The organism is Bacillus sp. FSL R7-0685, from assembly GCF_038002425.1.
Lineage (GTDB): Bacteria > Bacillota > Bacilli > Bacillales > Bacillaceae > Bacillus > Bacillus subtilis.
In genome coordinates this window covers 2,599,188-2,622,446 of the sequence record NZ_JBBOCN010000001.1, presented here as the reverse complement: position 1 = coordinate 2,622,446, position 23,259 = coordinate 2,599,188, and the positions used below count along the sequence as shown (strand labels likewise).

At 41.2% G+C, this 23,259-nt stretch carries 27 protein-coding genes and 1 pseudogene; 13 read left to right on the top strand and 15 right to left on the bottom strand.

Annotation, left to right across the window (positions count from 1 at the left end):
- Window positions 1-86: 86 nt before the first annotated feature.
- The 5 genes from MKY50_RS13770 to MKY50_RS13750 all read right to left on the bottom strand — a co-directional run bounded on the left by MKY50_RS13770 (window position 87) and on the right by MKY50_RS13750 (window position 4,907).
- Complete coding sequence (locus MKY50_RS13770) at window positions 87-377, bottom strand: YrhK family protein (protein WP_029727149.1); 291 nt, start codon at window positions 375-377, stop codon at window positions 87-89.
- A gap of 133 nt (window positions 378-510) precedes the next feature.
- Window positions 511-2,415 carry a peptidoglycan O-acetyltransferase OatA gene (gene oatA / locus MKY50_RS13765; RefSeq protein ID WP_341116840.1) on the bottom strand — a complete coding sequence of 635 codons (1,905 nt, stop codon included), beginning with the start codon at window positions 2,413-2,415 and terminating at the stop codon, window positions 511-513.
- Window positions 2,416-2,525: 110 nt separating this feature from the next.
- Window positions 2,526-3,383 (bottom strand): anti-sigma-V factor RsiV, encoded by an 858-nt coding sequence (gene rsiV, locus MKY50_RS13760; protein WP_003229823.1) that lies wholly within the window; start codon window positions 3,381-3,383, stop codon window positions 2,526-2,528.
- Window positions 3,383-3,883, bottom strand: coding sequence for an RNA polymerase sigma factor SigV (sigV, locus tag MKY50_RS13755; protein WP_341116839.1), 501 nt, complete (start codon window positions 3,881-3,883; stop codon window positions 3,383-3,385). Before sigV ends, rsiV begins: the two co-directional genes overlap by 1 nt.
- 196 nt (window positions 3,884-4,079) lie before the next feature.
- Window positions 4,080-4,907 (bottom strand): TrmB family transcriptional regulator, encoded by an 828-nt coding sequence (locus MKY50_RS13750; RefSeq protein WP_040082334.1) that lies wholly within the window; start codon window positions 4,905-4,907, stop codon window positions 4,080-4,082.
- A gap of 152 nt (window positions 4,908-5,059) precedes the next feature.
- Here MKY50_RS13750 and MKY50_RS13745 point away from each other — a divergent pair, with 152 nt between their 5' ends.
- The gene (locus MKY50_RS13745; RefSeq protein ID WP_003229828.1) at window positions 5,060-5,692 is read left to right on the top strand and encodes a LysE family transporter; all 633 of its coding nucleotides are present in this window, start codon (window positions 5,060-5,062) and stop codon (window positions 5,690-5,692) included.
- A gap of 85 nt (window positions 5,693-5,777) precedes the next feature.
- On the opposite strand, the gene MKY50_RS13740 is transcribed toward MKY50_RS13745, so the two are convergent.
- The gene (locus tag MKY50_RS13740) at window positions 5,778-7,166 is read right to left on the bottom strand and encodes an amino acid permease (protein ID WP_077671553.1); all 1,389 of its coding nucleotides are present in this window, start codon (window positions 7,164-7,166) and stop codon (window positions 5,778-5,780) included.
- 38 nt (window positions 7,167-7,204) lie between these two features.
- Window positions 7,205-7,344: pseudogene (locus tag MKY50_RS13735) on the bottom strand (hypothetical protein).
- A 555-nt stretch (window positions 7,345-7,899) separates the two neighbouring features.
- On the opposite strand from MKY50_RS13735, the gene levR reads away from it, so the two are divergent.
- From levR to sacC, 7 genes are all read left to right on the top strand, one after another.
- Window positions 7,900-10,707 (top strand): transcriptional regulator LevR, encoded by a 2,808-nt coding sequence (gene levR / locus MKY50_RS13730; protein WP_341116836.1) that lies wholly within the window; start codon window positions 7,900-7,902, stop codon window positions 10,705-10,707.
- A gap of 189 nt (window positions 10,708-10,896) precedes the next feature.
- On the top strand, window positions 10,897-11,337 hold the full coding sequence (gene levD, locus MKY50_RS13725) for a PTS fructose transporter subunit IIA (protein ID WP_003246144.1): 441 nt from the start codon (window positions 10,897-10,899) through the stop codon (window positions 11,335-11,337).
- Entirely contained in the window at window positions 11,337-11,825 is a 489-nt protein-coding gene (levE, locus tag MKY50_RS13720) for a PTS fructose transporter subunit IIB (RefSeq protein WP_004399158.1), read from the top strand. The genes levD and levE overlap by 1 nt, the downstream gene beginning before the upstream one ends.
- A gap of 16 nt (window positions 11,826-11,841) precedes the next feature.
- Entirely contained in the window at window positions 11,842-12,654 is an 813-nt protein-coding gene (gene levF / locus MKY50_RS13715) for a PTS fructose transporter subunit IIC (protein WP_133954247.1), read from the top strand.
- A gap of 21 nt (window positions 12,655-12,675) precedes the next feature.
- Window positions 12,676-13,503, top strand: a complete 828-nt coding sequence (levG, locus tag MKY50_RS13710) for a PTS fructose transporter subunit IID (protein ID WP_003229834.1) — start codon at window positions 12,676-12,678, stop codon at window positions 13,501-13,503.
- Window positions 13,504-13,583: 80 nt separating this feature from the next.
- Window positions 13,584-13,751 (top strand): hypothetical protein, encoded by a 168-nt coding sequence (locus MKY50_RS13705; RefSeq protein WP_119123072.1) that lies wholly within the window; start codon window positions 13,584-13,586, stop codon window positions 13,749-13,751.
- On the top strand, window positions 13,684-15,693 hold the full coding sequence (gene sacC / locus MKY50_RS13700) for a levanase (RefSeq protein ID WP_341117319.1): 2,010 nt from the start codon (window positions 13,684-13,686) through the stop codon (window positions 15,691-15,693). Before MKY50_RS13705 ends, sacC begins: the two co-directional genes overlap by 68 nt.
- Window positions 15,694-15,736: 43 nt before the next feature.
- Here the strand turns inward: sacC and yraA are convergent, their stop codons facing one another.
- The 3 genes from yraA to MKY50_RS13685 all read right to left on the bottom strand — a co-directional run bounded on the left by yraA (window position 15,737) and on the right by MKY50_RS13685 (window position 17,751).
- Window positions 15,737-16,246 carry a cysteine protease YraA gene (yraA, locus tag MKY50_RS13695; protein ID WP_341116833.1) on the bottom strand — a complete coding sequence of 170 codons (510 nt, stop codon included), beginning with the start codon at window positions 16,244-16,246 and terminating at the stop codon, window positions 15,737-15,739.
- A 130-nt stretch (window positions 16,247-16,376) separates the two neighbouring features.
- Complete coding sequence (gene adhA / locus MKY50_RS13690) at window positions 16,377-17,426, bottom strand: formaldehyde dehydrogenase AdhA (RefSeq protein WP_014480388.1); 1,050 nt, start codon at window positions 17,424-17,426, stop codon at window positions 16,377-16,379.
- A gap of 130 nt (window positions 17,427-17,556) precedes the next feature.
- Window positions 17,557-17,751: a carboxymuconolactone decarboxylase family protein gene (locus MKY50_RS13685; RefSeq protein ID WP_251233095.1), complete on the bottom strand. Its 195-nt coding sequence runs from the start codon at window positions 17,749-17,751 to the stop codon at window positions 17,557-17,559.
- A gap of 182 nt (window positions 17,752-17,933) precedes the next feature.
- On the opposite strand from MKY50_RS13685, the gene adhR reads away from it, so the two are divergent.
- Window positions 17,934-18,356 carry an aldehyde stress transcriptional regulator AdhR gene (adhR, locus tag MKY50_RS13680; protein ID WP_004398725.1) on the top strand — a complete coding sequence of 141 codons (423 nt, stop codon included), beginning with the start codon at window positions 17,934-17,936 and terminating at the stop codon, window positions 18,354-18,356.
- Window positions 18,357-18,611: 255 nt separating this feature from the next.
- On the opposite strand, the gene MKY50_RS13675 is transcribed toward adhR, so the two are convergent.
- The 5 genes from MKY50_RS13675 to MKY50_RS13655 are packed head-to-tail and all read right to left on the bottom strand — an operon-like array spanning window position 18,612 to window position 20,929.
- A complete protein-coding gene (locus tag MKY50_RS13675) occupies window positions 18,612-18,911 on the bottom strand; it encodes a spore coat protein (RefSeq protein ID WP_080529600.1) in 300 nt (99 codons plus the stop codon).
- A 15-nt stretch (window positions 18,912-18,926) separates the two neighbouring features.
- Window positions 18,927-19,124, bottom strand: a complete 198-nt coding sequence (locus MKY50_RS13670) for a hypothetical protein (protein WP_264099079.1) — start codon at window positions 19,122-19,124, stop codon at window positions 18,927-18,929.
- An 18-nt stretch (window positions 19,125-19,142) separates the two neighbouring features.
- Entirely contained in the window at window positions 19,143-20,279 is a 1,137-nt protein-coding gene (locus MKY50_RS13665; protein ID WP_003229843.1) for a zinc-dependent alcohol dehydrogenase, read from the bottom strand.
- A gap of 18 nt (window positions 20,280-20,297) precedes the next feature.
- Window positions 20,298-20,666 (bottom strand): spore coat protein, encoded by a 369-nt coding sequence (locus MKY50_RS13660; protein WP_009967868.1) that lies wholly within the window; start codon window positions 20,664-20,666, stop codon window positions 20,298-20,300.
- Window positions 20,667-20,683: 17 nt separating this feature from the next.
- Window positions 20,684-20,929 carry a hypothetical protein gene (locus tag MKY50_RS13655; protein WP_014477469.1) on the bottom strand — a complete coding sequence of 82 codons (246 nt, stop codon included), beginning with the start codon at window positions 20,927-20,929 and terminating at the stop codon, window positions 20,684-20,686.
- A gap of 273 nt (window positions 20,930-21,202) precedes the next feature.
- Between MKY50_RS13655 and MKY50_RS13650 the strand changes: the two genes are divergently transcribed.
- The 4 genes from MKY50_RS13650 (at window position 21,203) to MKY50_RS13635 (ending at window position 22,867) form a co-directional block, all read left to right on the top strand.
- Window positions 21,203-21,589 carry a VOC family protein gene (locus MKY50_RS13650; protein ID WP_015251599.1) on the top strand — a complete coding sequence of 129 codons (387 nt, stop codon included), beginning with the start codon at window positions 21,203-21,205 and terminating at the stop codon, window positions 21,587-21,589.
- Between the two features lie 144 nt (window positions 21,590-21,733).
- A complete protein-coding gene (locus tag MKY50_RS13645; protein WP_121572432.1) occupies window positions 21,734-21,835 on the top strand; it encodes a hypothetical protein in 102 nt (33 codons plus the stop codon).
- A 263-nt stretch (window positions 21,836-22,098) separates the two neighbouring features.
- Entirely contained in the window at window positions 22,099-22,458 is a 360-nt protein-coding gene (locus tag MKY50_RS13640) for an SH3 domain-containing protein (protein WP_004399021.1), read from the top strand.
- Between the two features lie 52 nt (window positions 22,459-22,510).
- The gene (locus tag MKY50_RS13635; protein ID WP_004398671.1) at window positions 22,511-22,867 is read left to right on the top strand and encodes an SH3 domain-containing protein; all 357 of its coding nucleotides are present in this window, start codon (window positions 22,511-22,513) and stop codon (window positions 22,865-22,867) included.
- The last annotated feature ends 392 nt before the right edge of the window (window positions 22,868-23,259 follow it).

Sequence of the window (23,259 nt, the reverse complement as noted above, 5' to 3'; positions counted from 1 at the left end):
TATTTTTAAAAATAAATAGTCTAAAAGTCTTGTTTTCGATTTTCAACTCAGGCTTTTGGCATTTTGTTCTTTCTTATTCCTTAAGATCAGTCATCTGTTGAAGATTGATGCTTGAATTGCCGTTCCACATGTTTACGGTAATGAAGGTCATGAATCAGCCGAATGGTCGGCCTGATTAACAGCAGCAAACTTCCGACCGCAAACAGCCATATCCCTGCCGACTTTAAACGGTCATAGAAAAAGAAAAAGCTTCCAACGAGGAACAAAGCACCGATGATAAAATCGTTTACTGTATAAAGAACCTTATATCGTTTTTTGAAAAAAAGCTCATATCGTTTCAGCTCTTTTTGGATGTCATGTTCTTCATTTCCTTTCATTATCATCCCTCCATTCAATTTTGGCTTACCCTTACGTAAACGGCATGTAAACATAAGGGCTGCCTTGCTGAAAGAAGACATAATCAACGATCAGAAACTAAAGTAAAAAAGTGATCCGTATAGGATCTCTTTTTTACGATTTCATCGCCTGAACAATAAGAGCAGTCAAAGCTTTTGCCCCTTTAGGAACCAAGTGAACACCATCAGGGGTAAAATATTCCGGATGCCGAAGGGCTTCTGTATGCCAGTCAACTAACGTAACATTTTGATGTGCGCTTGCCTGGTGCTGTAAAGATTCATTAACCTTGCTTTCCCATTGGCGGGGAACCCGTGTATTGACGAGATAAATATGGGCTTTTGAGAAAGATTGAAGCAGTTGTTCGATTTGGCTGTTTGTAAAGTAGCCATTGGTTCCAAGCTCAATGATGACAGCCTTGTTGGGCTGATTAAAAGACTTGTATTCCTTTGCGAGTTCCAAAGCTTGAGACATTTGTCTTCCCACCTTTCCATCAATCGTCACATTTGAAAGTGACTGATGCAGGTGTGAAGAAATATCAAGCATGACGGAATCGCCTATAGCTAACACTTCTTTCGCAGTGTCTGCGGGTTCTTTCGACTGTTGAGATTGCGTGTCTTTCTTTTTATGAGTCTCTTGCCCATTATTTTTATTTTCCTTTTGTCCTTGCTTGGAGCCTGGTGTTTTTTGTTCAGGATTGTGTTTTTTATCTGCTGCAGCATCCTTTTCATCCCCAGAAGCTTGGCTGGTGTCAGCATTTGTTTCTTGTGAGCTATAGGTCCATTTGGTAGGGTGCTTTTGCTCGCCGGCTAGCCCTGACAGCCCGCCTGCAAAAATAAGTATAGCGAAAATGATGAAACCAATTGACATTTTGCTGATGACAGATGTCGTTTTCCATTCCTTGATTCTATGTATAAAAACACGGCGGAAAAATGACCTAAATCCCTGTGTCCGTATCGGCTTCTCAATAAAATGGTAGGAAAGCTCGGCAAGTATACATGTCACAATGACCTTTAGCACGATATGCCAAAAAACAGGGTTTCCGATTTCTTGAACTGGCGTGCTTAACACAATAACAGGGTAGTGCCAAAGATAAATTCCGTAAGACCTCGTTCCAAGCCACCGAAGCGGCCTCCATGAAAGCAGATTGCCTAAAAAGCTGCTCGGATGGCAAACACATGCAATAAGGATTGCGGCAGTCACGCTAATGAATAGCATTCCGCCTCTGTAAAGAAAAGGCTCGTATTCATCTGTGAAATAGACACACAACACTAAAATACAAAATGCCAAAAATTCAGTGGCGTGCAAAGTGTGCTTCAGTTTGCTTGGCAGCCTGTTGGAAGACAGCCTTTTCATCGGCCATACCAAAGCCAAGGCACATCCGATGAGAAGTTCAAACGAACGAGTGTCTGTGCCATAGTAAACGCGGCTCGGATCTCCGCCAGGTTCATACAGTACGCTCATCATCACGGCTGAACAAAGCACAAGCAATGATATCACCGCAGCCAATCTGGCGCGGCTTTTCAGTATGTACATTCCAACAACTAAAAACATCGGCCATATGATATAAAATTGTTCTTCAATCGCCAGCGACCAAAGGTTTTTTAGAGGTGATGGGGAACCGAAACTATCAAAATATGATAGCTTGTGAAAAATAAACCACCAATTGCTCATATAAAAGAGAGAAGAGATCGCATCTCCACGTACAGTGTGTAATAGTTCTCGATCAAACAATACGACCCACACAACAGTGGAAAAGATCATAAGGTAAGCCGCTGGCATAAGCCGCCGAATGCGGCGCACCCAAAAATCCCGAAAATCAAGATTGATATCATTTCCATATGCCGGTAATAGAATAGATGTAATCAAATATCCGGATAAAACAAAAAAGATATCAACTCCGATAAAACCACCGTTAGCCCAATTGAAATTTAGGTGATAAGCGATAACTGACAGGACGGCGAAAGCCCGAAGGCCATCAAGTCCAGGAATGTATCGATGATGCTGTGTCTTGTGATACATGGGTATTCCTCCAATAGTATGCAAATATTCTCGTTGTTTTTGGTAGCGAGGTTACGACCTCGAATAGAGAAGAGAGAAAACATCCATAATCTTAGATGGATGTTTTTATTTTATCGAATATAACGTTCTCCCACGAGCAAGTTTGAAATGACGCCGGTTGGAATTGTAAACTCTGTAACGCCCATATAGCCGGGGGCGACTTCATATTCGTCAAATGAGATCACAAGTTTATGGTCTTCAGTAATGTAAAACGTCTGATCAGGAAGAATCGTTTTGAACGGTTCTGCATCTTCGTCAGTGAGCCAATATATTTTATTTGGATCTTCCTTCATTTGCTGTTTCATTTGTTCTTTGATGTTTTGACTGATGACTTTGATATAGCGCTCATCTTTGAATAAGCTTTTTAATGTAAGTAAAATATCATTCTTTTTGTCAATTGTAATATAACGGCTTTGTGTGTAGGAAGATGCTTGTGTTGTTTCAATATTGCGCCGGATAGAGAGTAAATCTGGCGTGTCTGTGACCGTCTCGTAATCACTGTAGATGCTGAGATGCCCTTTTTTGTTTTTGGATGTGGACTGTATAAACTCTTTATACAGCTGCTGGCTTTCTTTCAAGTATTTCTGGTTAATGCTGTTTTCAAGCTCTTTATTAGAAAGCCCGGACAAAGCAGGTGTTTTGACATCAATGCTTGATTGGTCTTTTTCCTCTTTGATTTCAATAAAGGTGATCGCTTTGACGATTTTGCCGATGACAGGGATCTTGGACATAGCCTGAGCGGCGTCCGGGTTGATATTAACAAGCGCAGTGAATAAAATAGCTGCAGCGATTGCTGCTGATGTCGGCCACATGACGATTCTTTTCTTTTTTGGTTCTTGCTGAAGGGCTTTTTCAACAATGATATCCAATTCTTTAGGAATCTGAACATTTTTATATTCTTCTCTTAATTGCTGTAATCTCTTATCCATTAAGAAAGATCCTCCTTCGTCAATTGAATGCGCATCAGCTTCAATGCTCTGTATAGGCGCGTTTTGACGGTATTCGTGTTTTCTCCTGTAATTTCCGCAATTTCTTCTAATTTGAGGTCTTCAAAAAAACGTAAAATAATAATGGTTTTATAGCGGTACGGCAATTCGTCAAGCGCTTCATGGAGATCAGTATCCTTGTAATGGTCTTCCTTTCCTTTGCTTGAAAATTCTATCGTTTCGTCGTCCATCACTCTTATCTTTTTTTGTTTGCGCAAAAAATCAATGGCTGTCCGTACTAAAATTTTATAAAACCAGCTTTTTATCGTCCCAGGGTTCCTGACCGTTTCAACTGAGCTCAGCGCTTTTTTTATAGATTCCTGAACAATATCTAATGCGTCATCTTGATTTTTCACATAACTGAAAGCCAACCTGTAGAAATCTTGCTTATGGTCAGTTATGCATGTGACAAGCAACGCTTTTGTTGTTTGTTTTTTCTTCATTGCAATAAAGGGCTCCTTTTTGAATATACGTATATCGTAGGCTGTTACCTAGGATAGACGCGGCAGGCTGAAAAATAGTTTGCGCAGAATCACATTTTTTTAAAAGAGAGAAGTAAATCAGCATGGGGGGTTTATGCATAAAAAAACAAGGCTTGTTTTGTACAAGCCTTGTTTTTGGGGTAAGAGATGCCAAACATTATTCCAAATAATGTTTCTTGAAATCTGAGTGAATAGAAAATTTACGGCGCAACTGGATGAGATTTTTCCCGAAGCTCTCTTCTAATAGCTCTCTATGCTTTTTCAGAATTTCCATGAGGTACAGATCATGAATGATCACTTCAGTAATAGGCATGACTAAACCTACATGCATCGTCCATGCAGCACGGCTGTCATTGCCAAGTGAGACAATGCCCGCTACTACTTCTGAATCATCTCCGCTATAGACAAGCCACCGTCCGTCATACTCTTCTGTAATTTCACTGCTCATATCATGAAGGTAAACATTGGCAAAATCAGATACGATGTCTCCGTACGCAATAATGGTGACAATAACGCCTTGATCTGCCGCCTGTTTGAGCTCTGATTCTATCTCCTCAAAATCCTCTTTCCATATTTCTAAGAGGATTCTTTTTTTGGCGGATAAGATACAAGCCTTCACCTTTTCAAGAATTTCACTGCGGCCGGTGATATTCCAGATGTTTTCCCGGTCATTAGCAGTCTGCTCGAACTTTTCAAAATATTTCTCAGCCTGATCAAAATGCTCTTCCGCTTTGAGCCGGCGGTTTTTAATCAGTTCTTTTGCGGGGACTGGAACATACTGAGGCGTATTTCCATGACTGACAAAAACATCTCCCCTTATGACAAGGCTTTCCAATACTTCATAAATTTTAGAACGGGGCACTCCGGATTTTTTGGCAACGGCATAGCCTGTTAAAGGTGATTCTTGCAATAATGCCAAATACGCTTTCGATTCATATTCTGTAAAATTGAGGTTTTTTAAAATGTCTAACATATTTTCTTTCATATATCCTCCAATATAAAGAGCAATCGCTGCCTTAGTAATCGCTATTTTAACAAACCATATTGATTTATTCCAAATGCATTGATACACTTTTATAAGTAGTTACTTTTGTAGTCACTATATGATTGAGGGGATTTTTAAAGGGGGAGAGAACAATGCACAGCTTACTCGCATACATACCGATCGCTGCCATGATGGTTATCATACCGGGGGCAGATACGATGCTTGTGATGAAAAATACGCTTAGGTATGGCCCGAAAGCCGGCCGTTATAACATTCTCGGATTGGCAACAGGACTTTCCTTTTGGACGGTGATTGCCATTTTAGGATTATCAGTGGTGATCGCAAAGTCAGTGATTCTTTTCACAACGATCAAATATTTGGGAGCGGCATACTTAATTTATTTAGGTGTAAAAAGTTTTTTTGCTAAAAGTATGTTTTCGTTAGATGACATGCAATCCCAAGCAAAAAATATGGCAAGTTCTCCGAAACGTTATTATAAAACTTCCTTTATGCAGGGATCACTCAGTAACATTCTCAATCCTAAAACTGTTTTGGTGTATGTTACAATCATGCCCCAATTTATCAATTTGAACGGAAATATAAACCAGCAGCTCATTATTTTAGCTTCAATCCTAACCTTATTAGCGGTGTTGTGGTTTCTGTTTCTTGTTTATATTATTGATTACGCAAAAAAATGGATGAAAAACTCAAAGTTCCAGAAAGTGTTTCAAAAAATTACCGGAATAATATTAGTAGGTTTCGGCATCAAAACTGGTTTGAGTTAACACTTAAATGAAATTTGAAACCAAAGTTTAATTTAGTGTTTGCCCTATAAAAAAGACAAGGGAGTGAGTATCCCTTGTCTTTTTTTTATTTCATCTTATGTCCTCTGCGGGTTTGCACCTTATACAAAATAATCAATAAAACAAACCAGACCGGGGTGACAAACAAAGCAATACGTGTATCATTCGCCAGTGCCAATATGACAAGAATGAACGCGAGAAATGCAAGTGTTAAATAGTTGGATAATGGGTAAAAAGGCATTTTAAATTTGTTTGCTTTCGCTTCATGCTGCCTTGTTTTTCGATATTTCAAATGGCAAATCACCGTGATGCCCCAAATAAAAATGAAGCATATTGTAGAAACACTTGTAATCAGTGTGAAGACTTGCTCGGGCATTAAATAATTCAGACTAACGCCAATCAGAATGGCGATGGATGAAAAGAACAGCGCATTGCTTGGCACGTTAGAAGAAGTTAATTTCTTTAATAGTCCAGGTGCGTGATGATCCTTTGCAAGTGAATAGACCATTCGGCTTGTGCTGAATAAAGCGCTATTTGCAGCTGATGCGGCTGATGTTAATACAACAAAATTGATCAAACTGGCAGCCACAACGATGCCTACTGCAGAGAAGACCTGAACAAATGGGCTTTCATTTGGATTCAACACATTCCAAGGATAGATACACATAATCACGAAAAGTGCGCCAACATAAAAAAGTAAAATCCGGACAGGAATTTGATTGATGGCTTTAGGGATCACTTTTTGGGGATTTTCTGTTTCACCTGCTGTCAGTCCAACAAGTTCAATACCCACGAAAGCGAAGACGACCATTTGGAAAGATAGGATAAACCCATGCCATCCATTTGGGAACATGCCGCCGTGGCTCCAAAGGTTGTTGAGGCTGGCAGGGCCGGAAGCTGCGGAAAAACCTTTCGCAATCAGGAGAATACCAGTTACGATCAGAGCCAGTATGGCAATGACTTTGATCAATGCAAACCAAAATTCTAATTCTCCGAAAAGTTTAACGGTGGCAAGGTTCATGATCAGCAGGATAATAAGCGCAAGAAGACCCGGCAGCCATTGAGGCACATCGGGAAGCCAATATTGCGTATAAATGCCGACCGCCGTTAAATCAGCCATCGCGAGGGAAATCCAACAGAACCAGTAGGTCCACCCAGTGATAAATGCTGCCATGTTTCCTAAATAGTCCCTTACAAAATCAACAAAAGAGTGGTATCCCGCATTTGATAAGAGCAGTTCTCCGAGCGAACGCATAATGAAAAAGCAAAATACGCCGGTGATCAAGTAAGCAAATAAAATGGATGGCCCTGCAAAATGGATGGATTTACCTGAACCTAAAAATAAACCTGTACCGATTGCACCTCCAATCGCCATTAATTGTATATGCCTGTTTTTAAGGCCTCTAGACAATTTCTGTTGCTGGCCAAAATTGTCTTTGCTAGAATTGCCTATCAATTTTATTTTCCTCCAGTAATAAAAAGATGAGTAAAGTTTTATCGGATATTATAACATTTAAAAGAATAGATACTTTTATTTTTAAATTTTAAAACTATTTTAAGTGCTGTTACATGTCTTGTGGCTCTATTTTTACTCGTGATTCTACCTGAATAGCAGAGTAAAACAGGAAAGTCATTTGGACAATCTGACAGGCTAGTTTTAATCGGTAACGATTTGTATAATTGCATACCCACTATGTTTGAGGCCTGCAGGGGGGATCAAATCGAGAGAATCGGAGATAAAGTTTTTAAGCTTACAGATTCCTTAACCTCCAATGTGGATTGCAAAATGACGAAGTTTTGCAAATTGTAATACTGTGGCGGTCACATAGAGTGTTCGTCTTTTTAGTTGTGAACGAACTTAAGGGGTTATATTTGGGTAATTTGTCATGATCTATAAGATTCATTTTTTGTCATTGATGATTTTGACATCATTACATTCCCCGAGAATGATAAACTGTTTACTGATTATTACTTTTGAAGGGGACTGGCCCTCTAGAACTGAGCATCTATCATACTAATATGAGATGCAAATGATTCAACATGTAAACATATACGCATAAAAGCCAGCTTTGTCAATCTGCTATAGAGACCTTTTTAAACGTGTATCAGCAGATAATCTCAACGCGGACTATAAAGTTTCGAAATATTCTTGTTAATGGCTTATCTAATAAGGACAAAGGATGATAGACGTGAGAAGAATAGATAAAATATACCATCAGCTCAAGCATAATTTTCATGATTCAACCTTAGATCATCTTTTAAAAATACAGGGGAATTCAGCAAAGGAGATTGCCGAGCAGCTGAAAATGGAGCGGTCCAATGTCAGCTTTGAATTGAACAATCTCGTCCGGTCCAAAAAGGTCATCAAAATTAAAACGTTTCCTGTAAGATACATCCCAGTCGAGATAGCAGAAAAATTATTCAACAAGAAATGGGATACAGAGATGATGGAAGTGAAAGACCTTCAGGCGTTTTCCGGAAATTCAAAGCAAAATCATCAACACATTTCCACGAATCCCCTAGAGCTTATGATAGGGGCAAAAGGGAGTTTGAAGAAAGCGATCTCCCAGGCAAAAGCAGCTGTCTTTTATCCGCCGAACGGTCTGCATATGCTCCTCCTAGGGCCGACTGGTTCCGGTAAATCCCTTTTTGCGAACCGAATTTACCAGTTTGCCATTTACTCTGACATATTGAAGGCCGGCGCACCATTTATTACATTTAACTGTGCAGACTACTACAACAACCCTCAATTATTGCTTTCTCAATTATTCGGACACAAAAAAGGTTCATTTACAGGTGCTGCCGAGGATAAGGCGGGTTTAGTCGAACAGGCCAATGGGGGCATTCTTTTTATGGATGAAATCCACCGTCTCCCTCCCGAGGGACAAGAAATGCTGTTTTATTTTATTGACAGCGGTTCTTATAACAGGCTTGGAGAATCTGAACATAAACGAACATCGAACGTATTGTTTATTTGTGCGACTACAGAAAATCCGAGTTCTGCACTATTGAAAACGTTTTTGCGAAGAATCCCAATGACCATTCATATTCCTTCGCTTGAAGAACGATCGCTTAAAGAAAGAGTGGATCTGACGACGTTTTTATTAGGGAAAGAAGCAGAGCGAATTAAGAAGAATCTGAGTGTGCATATCGATGTCTATAATGCGCTTATTCACTCTGCGAAATTTGGAAATGTCGGACAGCTGAAATCAAATGTCCAGTTAGTTTGCGCACACGGATTTTTGCATAACCTTGACAGAAATGAAGTTATTGAACTGACTGTTCGCGATCTGCCTGATGAAATCAAGCAAGAATGGATGTCCAGCAGCAAAAACATGCAAAGAAGCAAAGCCATTTCTGAATATGTCAATATTACAACGATTATCTCTCCGATTGTAGAAGATGAAACAACAAAAATTGACGAAGACCTCTCATTTAACTTATATCATTTGATTGAGGAAAAAGTGAAAACGCTTATGAAAGAAGGTTTATCCAAAAAGGATATTAACCAATACATCTTGACTGATGTCCATTTGCATGTCAGAAGTTTTTTTCATCATCAAGCTTTTCAAAAAGACAACCTGCTGACATTCGTTGAAGATGACGTGATTCAAATGACAAAACAGTTAAAAGAAATAGCTGAACATGAGCTGGATTGCACATTTGACCGTAAGTTTATTTATTTCTTGAGTATGCATATTGACGCATTTTTAAAGCGAGGAAAGCAAATTGATGTTTTGAATACACAGGAGACAGATGAAATTCGTGATACTCATGTGAAAGAATATCGGGTGGCGATGATTTTTAAAGATAAAATTCAGGAATATTTTAAAGTGGCTATTCCTGAAATAGAAGTCATCTACTTAACGATGTTAATTCATTCCATCAAATCGTTAAAGGAGAACAAAAGAGTCGGTATTATCGTGGCTGCTCATGGAAACAGCACGGCGAGTTCGATGGTTGAAGTCGCGACAGAACTGCTGGGGAGCACGCCGATTGCAGCAGTCGATATGCCGCTTTCTGTTTCACCTTCGGACATTCTTGAATGCGTAGCAGAAAAAATGAAACAGGTTGATGAAGGTGAAGGTGTTTTAATGCTGGTAGATATGGGGTCGCTTGCAATGCTGGAAAGCAGGCTGGAGGAAAAGACAGGAATTTCCATTAAAACGATCAGCAATGTTACGACTTCAATGGTGCTGGATGCTGTCAGAAAGGTCAACTATTTGAATTTAAATTTGCATGCGATCTATCAATCGGTCACGAAGGATTTTATCGAGTTGTGGGAGCGTCAGCCAGCGGCACCCGGCAAAAAGAAGGCATTGGTATCCATCTGCACCACGGGCAGCGGGACGGCCAAAAAGCTGGAAGACATTCTAACCACGATCGTAAACAAGGCCTCCGATACACCGATTCACATATTGACCGTATCATCGATTAAGCTGGCCAACAGCATAAAAGAAATCGAAAAAGAGTATGAAATCCTTGCGACAGTCGGAACGAAAGACCCTAAAATCAATGCTCCGCATGTATCTTTAGAAGTGTTAATTGAAGGGGAGGGAGAGAAGCTGATTCAACAGGCGATTACAAAAGGAAGCATCCCCTTGAGCAATGGATTGAACGAAGCAAATATTATTGTCAGGGAGCTTTGCGAGGATAGCCTGAAAAAATACCTTGTCTTCTTGAATCCCCACCATGTGATCGAAATGTTATTGGAGTGGCTGCAAACCGTTCAAGATGAGCTGGGGGTCATTTTCAATAATGCGGTTTTGATCAAAGTCATTATGCACACGGCTTTCGCCTTTGAAAGGGTAATTAAGCAGAATCCGATCGCTTTCTCAGAGGAAGAAGAGATCAATGATCAGCTGAAGGAAATGGTGTACGTGACAGAGCGAACATTAGCCCCTTATGAAGAAAAGCTCGGACTTCGCATAAGTGATGATGAAAAATTATTTATAGCCGCCATATTTGCTGAAGAAGTGCATGGCCAGCTGTTTTAAAAACAGTTTTTTCATATGAACCTGTATTAAATGGAACACCATTTTAATACAGGTTTATTTTTTTCGTTTTAAGTGTTTCAACAACAAATTGCTATTGGCTGAAATAACAATGAAAACGCTTAACACAACTGTGTTGGCACGATCCTTGCATTATATATGGATGTACAAAACAGGAAAGGAGCAATAGATATGATTTCAGTTATTATCAGCGGTCATGGAGATTTTCCCATAGCATTAAAAGAGTCTTCAGGGATGATATTCGGTGAAGAAAATAACCTGATTGCAGTGCCGTTTTTTAAAGGGGAAGGAATACAAACGCTGCAAGAAAAATATCATCAGGCGCTCAAGGATATCCCGGAAGAACATGAAGTGCTTTTTTTAGTCGATATTTTTGGAGGGACGCCATATAACGCGGCAGCTTCCTTTATTGCTGAGGATCAAAGAATGGATATGGCAGCCGGCGTAAACCTGCCGATTCTGCTGGAGGTATTAAGCCTGAGAGAACATCTGGCTCTCAAAGATTTGCTGAACAACTTAAAAGCAATGAGTCAGCAAAGCTTTCAAGTGTGCAGTGAACATTTAGAAAAAGTAAAAACAGCCAATCAAGATACAAGAGAGGATGAATTATGATGAACATTGTGTTAGCAAGAATTGATGACCGCTTTATTCACGGCCAAATCCTGACAAGGTGGATAAAAGTCCATGCAGCCGACCGAATCATCGTTGTCTCCGACGATATTGCTCAGGACGAAATGAGAAAAACGCTGATCCTTTCTGTTGCGCCTTCAAATGTAAAGGCGAGTGCCGTCTCGGTTTCTAAAATGGCAAAAGCATTTCATAGTCCGCGCTACGAAGGGGTAACGGCAATGCTCTTGTTTGAAAATCCGTCCGATATTGTATCTCTTATAGAAGCAGGTGTACCGATCAAAACCGTAAACGTCGGGGGAATGCGTTTTGAAAATCATCGCAGGCAAATCACAAAATCAGTCAGTGTCACAGAACAAGATATAAAGGCATTTGAAACATTAAGTGACAAGGGCGTGAAACTGGAATTGAGGCAGCTGCCTTCAGATGCCAGTGAGGATTTTGTACAGATTTTACGGAACGTAACAAAATAATCAAGGGGATGAGAGCATGTCTTCATTACAAATTATTTTGTTGTTAATCATTGCAGCAATCACCGGAATCGCAAGTGTATTGGATGAAGGGCAGACACACCGGCCGCTAGTGGCCTGTACGTTAGTTGGCTTGGTGCTCGGGGACTTAAAAACGGGAATTATTCTTGGAGGCACACTGGAGCTGATGGCGCTCGGCTGGATGAACGTCGGGCTTGCCATGGCACCTGATACAGCGATCGCCTCTGTCATCTCAACCATTTTAGTTATTACCGCTGATCAAGGAATTGGCGAAGGGATTGCTGTCGCTGTTGCTTTAGCAGCTGCGGGTCAGGCGCTGACGATTTTTGTTCGGACGATCACTGTCTTTTTCATCCACCGCGCTGATCAATATGCAAAAGCGGGAAATATAAAAGGAATTGAAATTATGCATATTACCGCGATGGTGTTTCAAGCTTTGCGCGTCATGATTCCTACATTGATTGTTGCTTTAATTAGTGTCAGCGCTGTTCAGGCGTTCCTGGGAAATATTCCTGATGTCATTACAAAAGGACTGCAAATAGGCGGAGGCATTATTGTGGTAGTCGGGTATGCCATGGTGATCAATATGATGAATATTCCTTATTTAAAGCCATTTTTCTATATTGGTTTCTTATTAGCGGCGTTTACCGATTTTAACTTAGTGGGATTTGGAGCCCTTGGTCTCTGTCTGGCGCTTTTATACCAGCAGGTGATGCAAAAACAAAGCGCTCACGGAGCAGTCGCGGCCGCATCAGACAGTGGCAGTGTTGCTGTTTATGATGACGATGATGATGATGATCTTGATGCCTAAACGATGAGGGGGGAAGAAAAAATGGAGAAAGAAAAACGATTAACGAAGAAAGAAATTTTCAGCATGTTTATTCGTTCAAATTTTTTACTCGGTTCCTTTAACTTCGAACGTGTGCAGGCAATGGGATATTGTTATGTCATGATACCGGCGATCAAAAAATTGTACGGTCCCGGAGCGAAAAGAAACGAAGCCTTGCAGCGGCATTTGGAATGGTTTAATACACATCCGTGGCTGACAGCGCCTATATTTGGCGTGACGGCAGCCATGGAAGAAGAAATGGCGAACAATAAAGGAATTGACGGAAAAGCGATAAGCGGAATGAAAATTGGTTTGATGGGACCAATAGCGGGCGTAGGCGACCCAATTTTCTGGGGAACGATTCGTCCTGTCTTAGCTGCGCTAGGAGCCTCCCTTGCTTTAGGAGGAAACATTGCCGGCCCTTTGCTATTCTTTTTCTTGCTGAATGCCATAAGATTAAGCACAAAATATTACGGATTAAAGTATGGCTATGTGAAAGGAATGGAGATTCTTCAGGATTTAGCGGGGAATCGCATTCAAAAGCTTACAGAGGGCGCTTCGATTCTCGGGTTATTTGTTATGGGGGCTCTTGTGTCCAAATGGACCACCATCAACATTCCAATCGTTGTATCCAGGATTAAGGATGAAAGCGGAAAAGTAGATGTTCAAACGGTACAAAACGTGTTAGACAGCATTATGCCGGGTGCGCTGCCTCTCGGATTAACGTTATTGGTGGCATGGATGCTTCGCAAAGGGGTGAATCCACTTCTCATTATTTGCGGCATCTTTGTCATCGGGATTCTCGGGTATTGGGCTGGATTCTTAGCATAAGGTGTGTGAAGGAAAGAGAGAGAAACTGCAGCAGTCTTTTCATATATAAATCATTCGGATAACAGTGTAACAGAGGAGAATTGCCAGAAACGGACCAGCTTGCGCAGCAGTCTCTCTTGAAAGTGTTCAAACATGAAGAGAGGAGCGAAGGAACAAATGAAAAAGAGACTGATTCAAGTCATGATCATGTTCACCCTGCTGTTGACTATGGCATTTTCGGCAGATGCAGCCGATTCAAGCTACTATGATGAGGATTACCGTCCTCAATACCACTTCACACCGGAGGCAAACTGGATGAATGACCCAAACGGAATGGTATATTATGCTGGGGAATATCACTTGTTCTATCAATACCATCCATACGGGCTTCAGTGGGGGCCCATGCATTGGGGGCATGCCGTCAGCAAAGATTTGGTTACATGGGAACACCTTCCTGTTGCGCTGTATCCGGATGAAAAAGGCACGATCTTTTCTGGAAGCGCAGTTGTAGATAAAAATAACACAAGCGGTTTTCAAACAGGCAAAGAGAAGCCGCTTGTGGCCATTTATACACAGGATCGGGAAGGCCATCAAGTGCAAAGTATTGCCTATAGCAACGACAAAGGAAGAACATGGACGAAGTACGCTGGCAACCCTGTCATTCCAAACCCGGGTAAAAAAGATTTTCGCGATCCAAAAGTCTTTTGGTATGAGAAAGAAAAAAAGTGGGTGATGGTGCTTGCGGCCGGTGACCGAATCCTCATTTATACATCAAAAAATCTGAAGCAGTGGACGTATGCAAGTGAATTTGGACAGGATCAAGGAAGCCACGGGGGAGTATGGGAATGCCCGGATTTATTTGAGCTTCCGGTAGACGGCAATCCGAATCGAAAAAAATGGGTCATGCAGGTCAGTGTCGGAAACGGAGCGGTCTCGGGAGGATCAGGCATGCAATATTTTGTAGGGGACTTTGATGGAACTCATTTTAAAAATGAAAACCCGCCAAACAAAGTTCTCTGGACGGATTACGGCAGAGACTTTTATGCGGCTGTATCCTGGTCTGATATTCCATCCACAGACAGCCGCCGGCTATGGTTAGGGTGGATGAGCAATTGGCAATATGCGAATGATGTTCCGACATCCCCATGGAGAAGTGCAACGTCCATTCCAAGAGAGTTAAAATTGAAAGCGTTTACCGAAGGGGTTAGAGTGGTCCAAACACCGGTGAAAGAGCTGGAAACCATTCGCGGAACCTCTAAGAAGTGGAAGAATCTGACCATATCGCCTGCAAGTCATAATGTGTTAGCGGGGCAATCTGGAGATGCCTATGAAATAAATGCAGAATTTAAAGTAAGCCCTGGTTCAGCTGCTGAATTTGGTTTTAAGGTCCGAACAGGTGAAAATCAATTTACGAAGGTCGGCTATGACCGAAGGAACGCCAAATTGTTCGTTGACCGGAGCGAGTCAGGCAACGACACCTTTAATCCGGCCTTTAACACCGGAAAAGAAACAGCCCTGTTGAAGCCGGTAAATGGGAAGGTTAAGTTGCGCATTTTTGTTGACCGCTCCTCGGTTGAAGTATTTGGGAATGACGGAAAGCAGGTCATAACAGATATTATTCTCCCAGACCGATCAAGCAAAGGGCTTGAATTATATGCTGCAAATGGCGGTGTAAAGGTAAAATCTTTAACCATACACCCTTTAAAAAAGGTATGGGGAACGTCACCTTTTATGTCCAATTTGACTGGCTGGACGACTGTAAATGGCACGTGGGCAGACACAATTGAGGGGAAACAAGGGAGGTCGGACGGAGATTCCTTTATCTTGTCTTCAGCATCCGGGTCAGACTTCACTTATGAATCTGATATCACCATTAAGGATGGAAACGGAAGAGGGGCAGGAGCACTAATGTTTCGCTCTGACAAAGATGCCAAAAACGGTTACCTTGCCAATGTGGATGCGAAGCATGATCTAGTGAAATTCTTTAAATTTGAGAACGGTGCTGCTTCTGTCATTGCTGAATACAAAACACCGATAGACGTTAATAAAAAGTATCATCTGAAAACAGAGGCCGAGGGCGATCGCTTTAAAATCTATTTAGATGATCGTCTTGTGATTGATGCAAATGATTCCGCATTTTCAGAAGGCCAATTTGGCTTGAATGTGTGGGACGCGACTGCTGTCTTTCAGAATGTAAAGAAGGAGTCTTAATTTTAAAAAAGGCACAGACCTGAACAGTCTGTGCCTTCTCGTTTTATTTTAACAAATTTAATGATTCGCGGTTAAATACTTCCAAATCATCAGGTGTTCTGCTTGTGACAATGTTGTGGCTGACGACTACTTCTGCATCTTTGTAGTTTGCACCGGCATTGATTAAATCTTTGCGGATGCTGCGGTAGCCTGTGATATCTTTGCCTTTTAGAAGATCCGTATCAATCAGTACTTGCGGGCCGTGGCAAATTGCGAAAACAGGTTTTTTGTTTTCGACAAATGCTTTTGCGAATTCACCCGGACGGTCATCTGCACGAAGCAAATCCGGAGAGAATCCCCCAGGAATTAAAAGTGCATCAAAGTCACTTGCATCCACATCAGAGATGGCTTTGTCAATCTTTACTTTCTCGCCATGCTTACCGGTAACTTCTTTGCCGGCTTCCAAATCGATAGCCACAACACTGTAGCCAGCTTCTTCGTATGCTTTTACCGGACTTGTATATTCGATGTCTTCGAATTGGTCTGTAACAAGAACTGCAATTTTTTTGCTCATAAAAAACCCTCCTAATAACTCTCTATTCATAGAATAACAGGAAGATTGACCGGCCTTCAAAATATTTGCTTAAAGAGATCATTTTTCGTGAGTTTCAATAAAAGCGGCAGCCCATATAAGGACTAACCTATTACAATGTGGAAATATCAATCACAAATCGATAACGGACATCGCTTCGGAGGATACGTTCGTATGCTTCGTCCACTTGGTCAGCTCCGATGACTTCGATTTTAGGTTCGATGCCATGCTCAGCTGCGAAATCCAGCATCTCTTGAGTTTCTTGAATTCCGCCGACTAGAGAACCTGCAATGCTGCGGCGCCCCATGATTAGGGAAAACACACTGTATGTGTCCGGCTTGGCAGGAGCTCCAACGTTTACAAGTGTCCCGTCTATACGAAGCATTGATAAATAGGCATCTACATCGAGATTTGCCGATACCGTATTTAAGATCACGTCAAAACGCCCGGCCAATGCAGTGAATGTAGCTGGGTCACTTGTTGCAAAGTAATGATTTGCACCGAGTTCCAGAGCTTCCTCTTTCTTATTCATGGAACGGCTCAGAACGGTTACCTCTGCACCCATCGCATGTGCAAATTGAATCGCCAAATGTCCAAGGCCACCCACGCCTACAATCGCAACTTTTTTACCAGGGCCAACATTCCAGTGTTTCAGCGGGGAATACGTGGTGATACCTGCACACAACAGCGGACTGGCAACATCCATTTCCAAACGATCTGGTATGCGAACAACAAATCTGTCAGTGACAACGATTTTTTGGCTGTACCCGCCATAAGTGGGGTTTCCGTCGTAGTCTACTGAGTTATACGTTTGAACAACACCCTTCGTGCAGAATTGTTCCTCTCCGTTGAGACAGTATTCGCATTCTCCGCAAGAGTCAACAAAACAGCCGACACCAACGCGGTCTCCGACAGCAAACTTGGTGACTTCTGCTCCAACGGCTGTTACGACACCGGCTATTTCATGTCCAGGCACCATTGGGAAGATGCCACCGCCCCATTCATCAAAAGCGCTATGAATGTCTGAATGGCAAATACCGCTGAATTTAATATCGATTAAGACATCGTGCGGCCGTAATCCTCTTCGCTCAATCGTCGTTTGTTCAAATTTGGCTTTTGCATGTGACACGCTTAATACACGGGTTTGATGTTGATTACACATATGAACCTATCCTTTCTTCATCATAAGTGTTGTAAATAAAAACATGCACTTATTTATGTTTTATGGTGTCTTCAACATAACGATAAACCTTAAAGTCTGCTTTAAGGCAAGGGTTTTTTAAAAAAACCATTTAAAATGAACCTGATTTATAAGCTGAGAAACAGTCAGTAATTAATCCAGAAACTGTAATCATGCTGCGATCCCGGGATGAAAGTTCTTCTTCTCTTGCCCAAATGTCACCGAATAGAACATCATCATGAAGTTCAGCAAACTTTGGCGCAAATTCTCCTAATTGTTCTCTTCCGGCAGTTTGTTTATTTGCCATTCAGCAATCCCTCCATCTACACTGTTTTTAGTGCATGGAGAAGTATAGAGTTTAAATTGTGCTTTAAGGCAAGTACCGAATATATAAACCCAGATTCAGCAGCTAACCACTTGTTTTGAGCTTGACTTAAAGTTAACTTTAAGTGTTACCTTCACAACATACAGGATAGAGAGGTGAAGATCATGAATATTGCTCAGGTGGCAAAGCAGTTTGGCCTGACAGCCGCAACACTCCGATATTACGAACGTGTAGGATTAATCCCGCCTGTAAAACGAAAAGACAGCGGCATTCGCGACTATGATGAAGAAGATATCAAATGGATTGAATTCATTAAATGCATGCGAAATGCGGGACTATCGATAGAAGCGCTAATTGAATATACAACATTATTTACCGAAGGTGACCGTACAGTAGAAGCTCGAAAAAATATCCTGGCTGACGAACGACAGCGGCTGATAGAGAAGCGGAAAGAAATTGATGAAACAATTAAAAGATTAGACACAAAAATTAAAGATTATGATGGGAAATTGCGCGAAAACGAGGCAAAGCTCAAAAGCAGGCCTAAAACGGAAAGTCTTCACGGATCAGTGGAGCAAAGAAGGTAGCATTCTTTGCGTGTGAAGAGGGCAGGGCAAAAACGAAGGATTTTGTTTCTGGCCTGTTTTCTCCATCAAGAGATCGCATAAAAAGAGGTGGTTACGATTCCTTATTTGGATTGGAGAATTTGCAAACATTATCGGAGATCAGATGGGGAAAAGCGGGTTAAGCCCGAAAAAACAGTGCTCATGGCGATTCAACTTGAAGCTGAGGAACAGTTGTGGCCAATCAATACTGTTCCTCAGCAAATCAGTCATTGTATGTTAAAGGGTTGGCAATTGAATGGCTGTATCAATATTTTTTAAATTCAGCTTGACTTGTTCGTCAGGGTTCCAAGGATGGTACCAGCCTTTTTCCATCATATAGTTTGAGAGTTGTTCGTGCATATCGAGTGCTTCTTCCAAATGGCGGATAAGTACCTCTTTTACTTCAGGTGTTCCGGCTTCAGTGGCTGCCATCGCATAATTTCTGACTCCGTTCTTTGCTGAAATTAATAAGTCCATAGCAATGATTTGGTCTGTTAGAACATTCATGCCAGTCAGATATTCTATGATAGGATTCATGATTTATTCATCTCCTCATTCGTGCTTTGCATAAGATAAAATAGAGGCAAATTCCTGCAACTGGCGTGTGGTGATATCAACATCTTGCTGCATGATTTCTTTCAGCTTCGGATCAGATACCAGTGCTTTCATTGTTTTAGATTTCGTCAAACAAAGTGTCTTAAATGCAGTCATTTCCTGAACCTCAAGCACTTCGTGTAAGGCGTATTCCATTTCTGTAACCTCCGTTTTTTAAGGCTTTAACACAACTTTGATACAATCATCCATTTTTGAATCAAAAATGTCATAGCCATGCTTGGCTTCACTAAGCGGCAGGACATGGCTGACAACATCTCCCGGATCAATTTTGCCTGTCGATACTAGTTCAAACATGTACGGCATATAGTGGATCACTGGAGCCTGTCCAGAGCGTATATTGACGTTTCGCTGCATAATATCTCCTAACGGAAAACCGTTATATCTGCCTCCATACACACCTGTAATTTGTATGGTTCCTCCTTTGCGAACAGCTTGGGAAGCAATGACCAATGCACTCATCGTTCCGCCATGAAGCTTTAAGCCGCTGGCAAGGAACTCGAGATCGCTCATTTTACCATCCATCCCAACAGCGTCAATGACTACATCCGCTCCGCCTTTCGTGATTTCCTTTAAATAATTCCCTGTATTCTCATGGTCTTCAAAATTAACGATTTCTACTTTGTTTGTACGTTTCGCATGCTGTAAGCGATAGTTTACATAGTCTACTGCTATGACGCGTTTTGCACCTTTTAGCCAACAAAACTTTTGAGCAAACAGGCCGACTGGTCCGCAGCCGAGAACGATAACTGTATCGCCTTTTTTTACGCCGGCATTATCCACACTCCAAAAGCCGGTGGTCATGGCATCGGCAATCACGCTTAATTTCTCATCGGGTTCCTCACAAGATTCAGGGATTTTAAAATGGGTAAAATTCGCAAACGGCACTCTTAAATATTCAGCTTGCCCGCCTGGATAACCGCCAGTTTGCCCTGAATAGCCGAAATAAGCACCCATTTCCCCATTGTCATTAGACTGATCACATTGGCTTTCCAGCTGGTTTTTACAAAAAAAGCATTCCCCGCATGCTATATTAAAGGGAATAATTACCCGATCTCCCTTTTTTAGTTTAGTCACCCCAGAACCAACTTCTTCGACGATTCCCATCGGTTCATGGCCGATGACATAGTCTTCTTGCATATTTGGAATGAATCCATGGATTAAATGTAAATCTGATCCGCAAATGGCTGTACTGGTGACTTTGATAATCATGTCATCGGATTTTTCAATCTTTGGATCGGGGACATCTTTGACAACAACATTTTTAATGCCTTGATACGTTACTGCCTTCATGCTGTAAAACCTCCAGTGTTAGTGTTCATCAGGTGTCCGGTCAAACATCCCTTTACGATTTGTTTCATCAGGAAAGAGGTTCATATTGCCGACCATGATCGTGTTTTTTGCAGAGAGCTGATCCAGCTTATACTGTTCGCTCAGCTCATATGGATGGAACCATTTTTTGCTGATCATCAGTTCCGTAATCTCTTGGTGCATTGCAATTCCTTGCATCAGCTGTTTCCGCAGCAAGGCTCTTACATCTGGTGAAGCGGTTTCTGTCAAAGCTACAGCAGTATTCCTTACGCCTTCCTTAGCTCGTATAAGAAAATCCATTGCGAATGTAGTGTCTGCTAGTTCAGGCACATTCAGCGAATTAATGGGGTCTAAATGATCATTATTCAAAGAGGCTTACCTTCCTTTCAATTGATGATTGGCGTTGGGCGGCTTTGAGGGACAGGGGCCTGAAATGAGGCACGCTCATAAACCGCTTGTAATTCAGTAAGGTCTTGAATGGATTGCTGTACATCTTTTTGCATCAAGTCCTTCAGTTCTTGGTCAAACACAAGTCCTTGCATTAACTTTGATTTCGCTATACAAAGTGTTTTAAAGTTCACGATTTCATGTAAGTCAACAGCCTCGTGAGCTGCCAATGTTTGATGATCCATATTGATGTAACCTCCTTTATCAACGTTACATTTCCCGAAATGAAGTTGAAGCATACAGAAAATACACTCGGTATCATTTTTTGTTTTAAGAATCGCTGTTTTTGCTCGTTAGCGTAGATTTCTTATGACATGGAATAAACTGCACTTAAATCTGAAATAAAGGTGAAGTAGGAAATTTATTTATGGAAACTTGACATAGTGCTGTCAGGTTTCCTTTTGTATCATTAAATTGGATGACCAGTAAAAAGTATGGTTTTATAGGAGGCACTCGATATGAAGCTGTTACAAATTAGACTGTTGGTGAATGATTTTAAGAAAAGCGTCGAGTTTTACAAAGATTCATTAGGACTTCCAATAAGTTGGTTAGAGAATGAAATGGAATATGCACTCTTTGATAATGGGGAAACGAAAATAGAGCTTTTATCTCGAGAAACGATGGCTGAAATCGTTGGAGAGGAAAAAAAATCGTTGGAAGGAGAAGCTCAATCAAAATTTTTGCTTCAGTTTAAGGTAGAAGATGTTGATAAAACATATGACGATTTACACGAAAAAGGAGTTAAATGTGTAAATAAACCGCATGATCGCAAGGAATGGAGTGCCCGAGTTGCTCACTTCAGAGATCCAGATCATAATCTGATTGAAATATATAAAATGTTATGATTTTTCGACTCGCAAAATCATAGAATATAACGTTTGATAACGTACCTAATCATTTTTATACGCCCTGGTAAAAGAAAGCAAAGTCATAATAGGTTGCGGACACTGAACTTGCAGCATTTACGCTGATTTGTTTGGTGTCCGTTTTTGATTGGTGAAAAAGGTGGAGTATCTATGAATCGAGAAGAAGCGTGGATACAAGGCAGAAGTACACTGATTGAGTTAATTGGTGGACACGAAACCGCTTGATCCATGTCCTTTTTCCTGATTGTCAATCGTGATTACCGACTGGACAAATGCCAAATGTAACACACCATCAATATCAAGACTGACTACCATTTATTTTGTATCCTTAATTGTCGAAAACATAGGAATAATTCCACTTTTGAAAGATCTAGTTTATGGTACATTGATAAATATATGGGAGGGGAGGGGGCATGGTATCTGAAAGTAAATCCTTAACTGGATGTAAGAAAGTCAAACGTACGGCATTTATAAGGGGAGGGTATAAGGTGAATAAGCTAAAGAGGCTAAGTATGCTAACGGTGATGATTGCATCTGTGTTCATTTTTTCTAGCCATGCACTTGCGGCTCAGTATTATACGGTTTCAACAAGCAGCGGTGCTCCTGTCAACATGCGCAGCGGCCCAGGTACAAGTTGGGGAATTGTAACGACCATTCCGAGCGGAACCCGCATCCCGATCTATTGCTACAAAACCGGTACAACTGTAACTGGAAAGTATGGAACGAGCAATATTTGGAATTACACAGAGCGGACGCTTGCCAGCGGGGAGATCGTTCCTGGATTTGTCTCTGATACATATATGTATACAGGCTCAGACGGTCCGGTTGTTCCTAAATGCAGCTGGTAGCCTATGTTCTATCGTTTCTTAAAATGAAGAAATTGAAGAAAGAGGGATGACATTGACTAAACTGAAAATGCTGAGTATGTTAACCGTTATGATTGCATCATTATTTATTTTTTCCAGTCAGGCACTTGCCGTTCAGTACTTTACTGTCTCAACAAGCAGCGGTGCTCCTGTCAATATGCGCAGCGGTCCTGGTACAAATTATCCTATTATGCTTTCCATTCCGAGCGGCTCCCGTGTTCCTTATTATTGTTATGCTTATGGAACGACTGTTACAGGGAAGTATGGAACGAGTAATATCTGGGACCAAATCCAGTGGAAAGATTCCCGGGGTGTCGTGAATATTGGATATGTGTCTGACACATATGTGTACACAGGTTCAGACGGCCCTGTCGGTTACAAATGCAATTAGCTAAATACTCCGTACAATAGAATCTCTTCTTAAGGGCCTATCTAGGACGAACCATACCAACAACAATAGTTGGTATGGTTTTTGCTGCGATGAAGTCTTCCATACCTGCATTTGTGGTGATTTTCAAAAGAGATTCATGATGTTAGACACTGGTTGTTGTTGAGGACAAAATAACGAGCCGCTTTAGAGTTGTATCTAATGGTATAAATACGGAATTAAGATAGGAAATAATCAATAGGAGAACGTAATGTACAAACCTATTTTTCGATGAAATCCCTAATATCACTTTGGTTAGAGATCTCACATTGCGTTCTTGTTAGTGAAAAGTTCTTTTTACGCTTCGTGAAATCTTCTCCAATTCCATAGTTAGTTTTATCTTTCCTATTATGAAA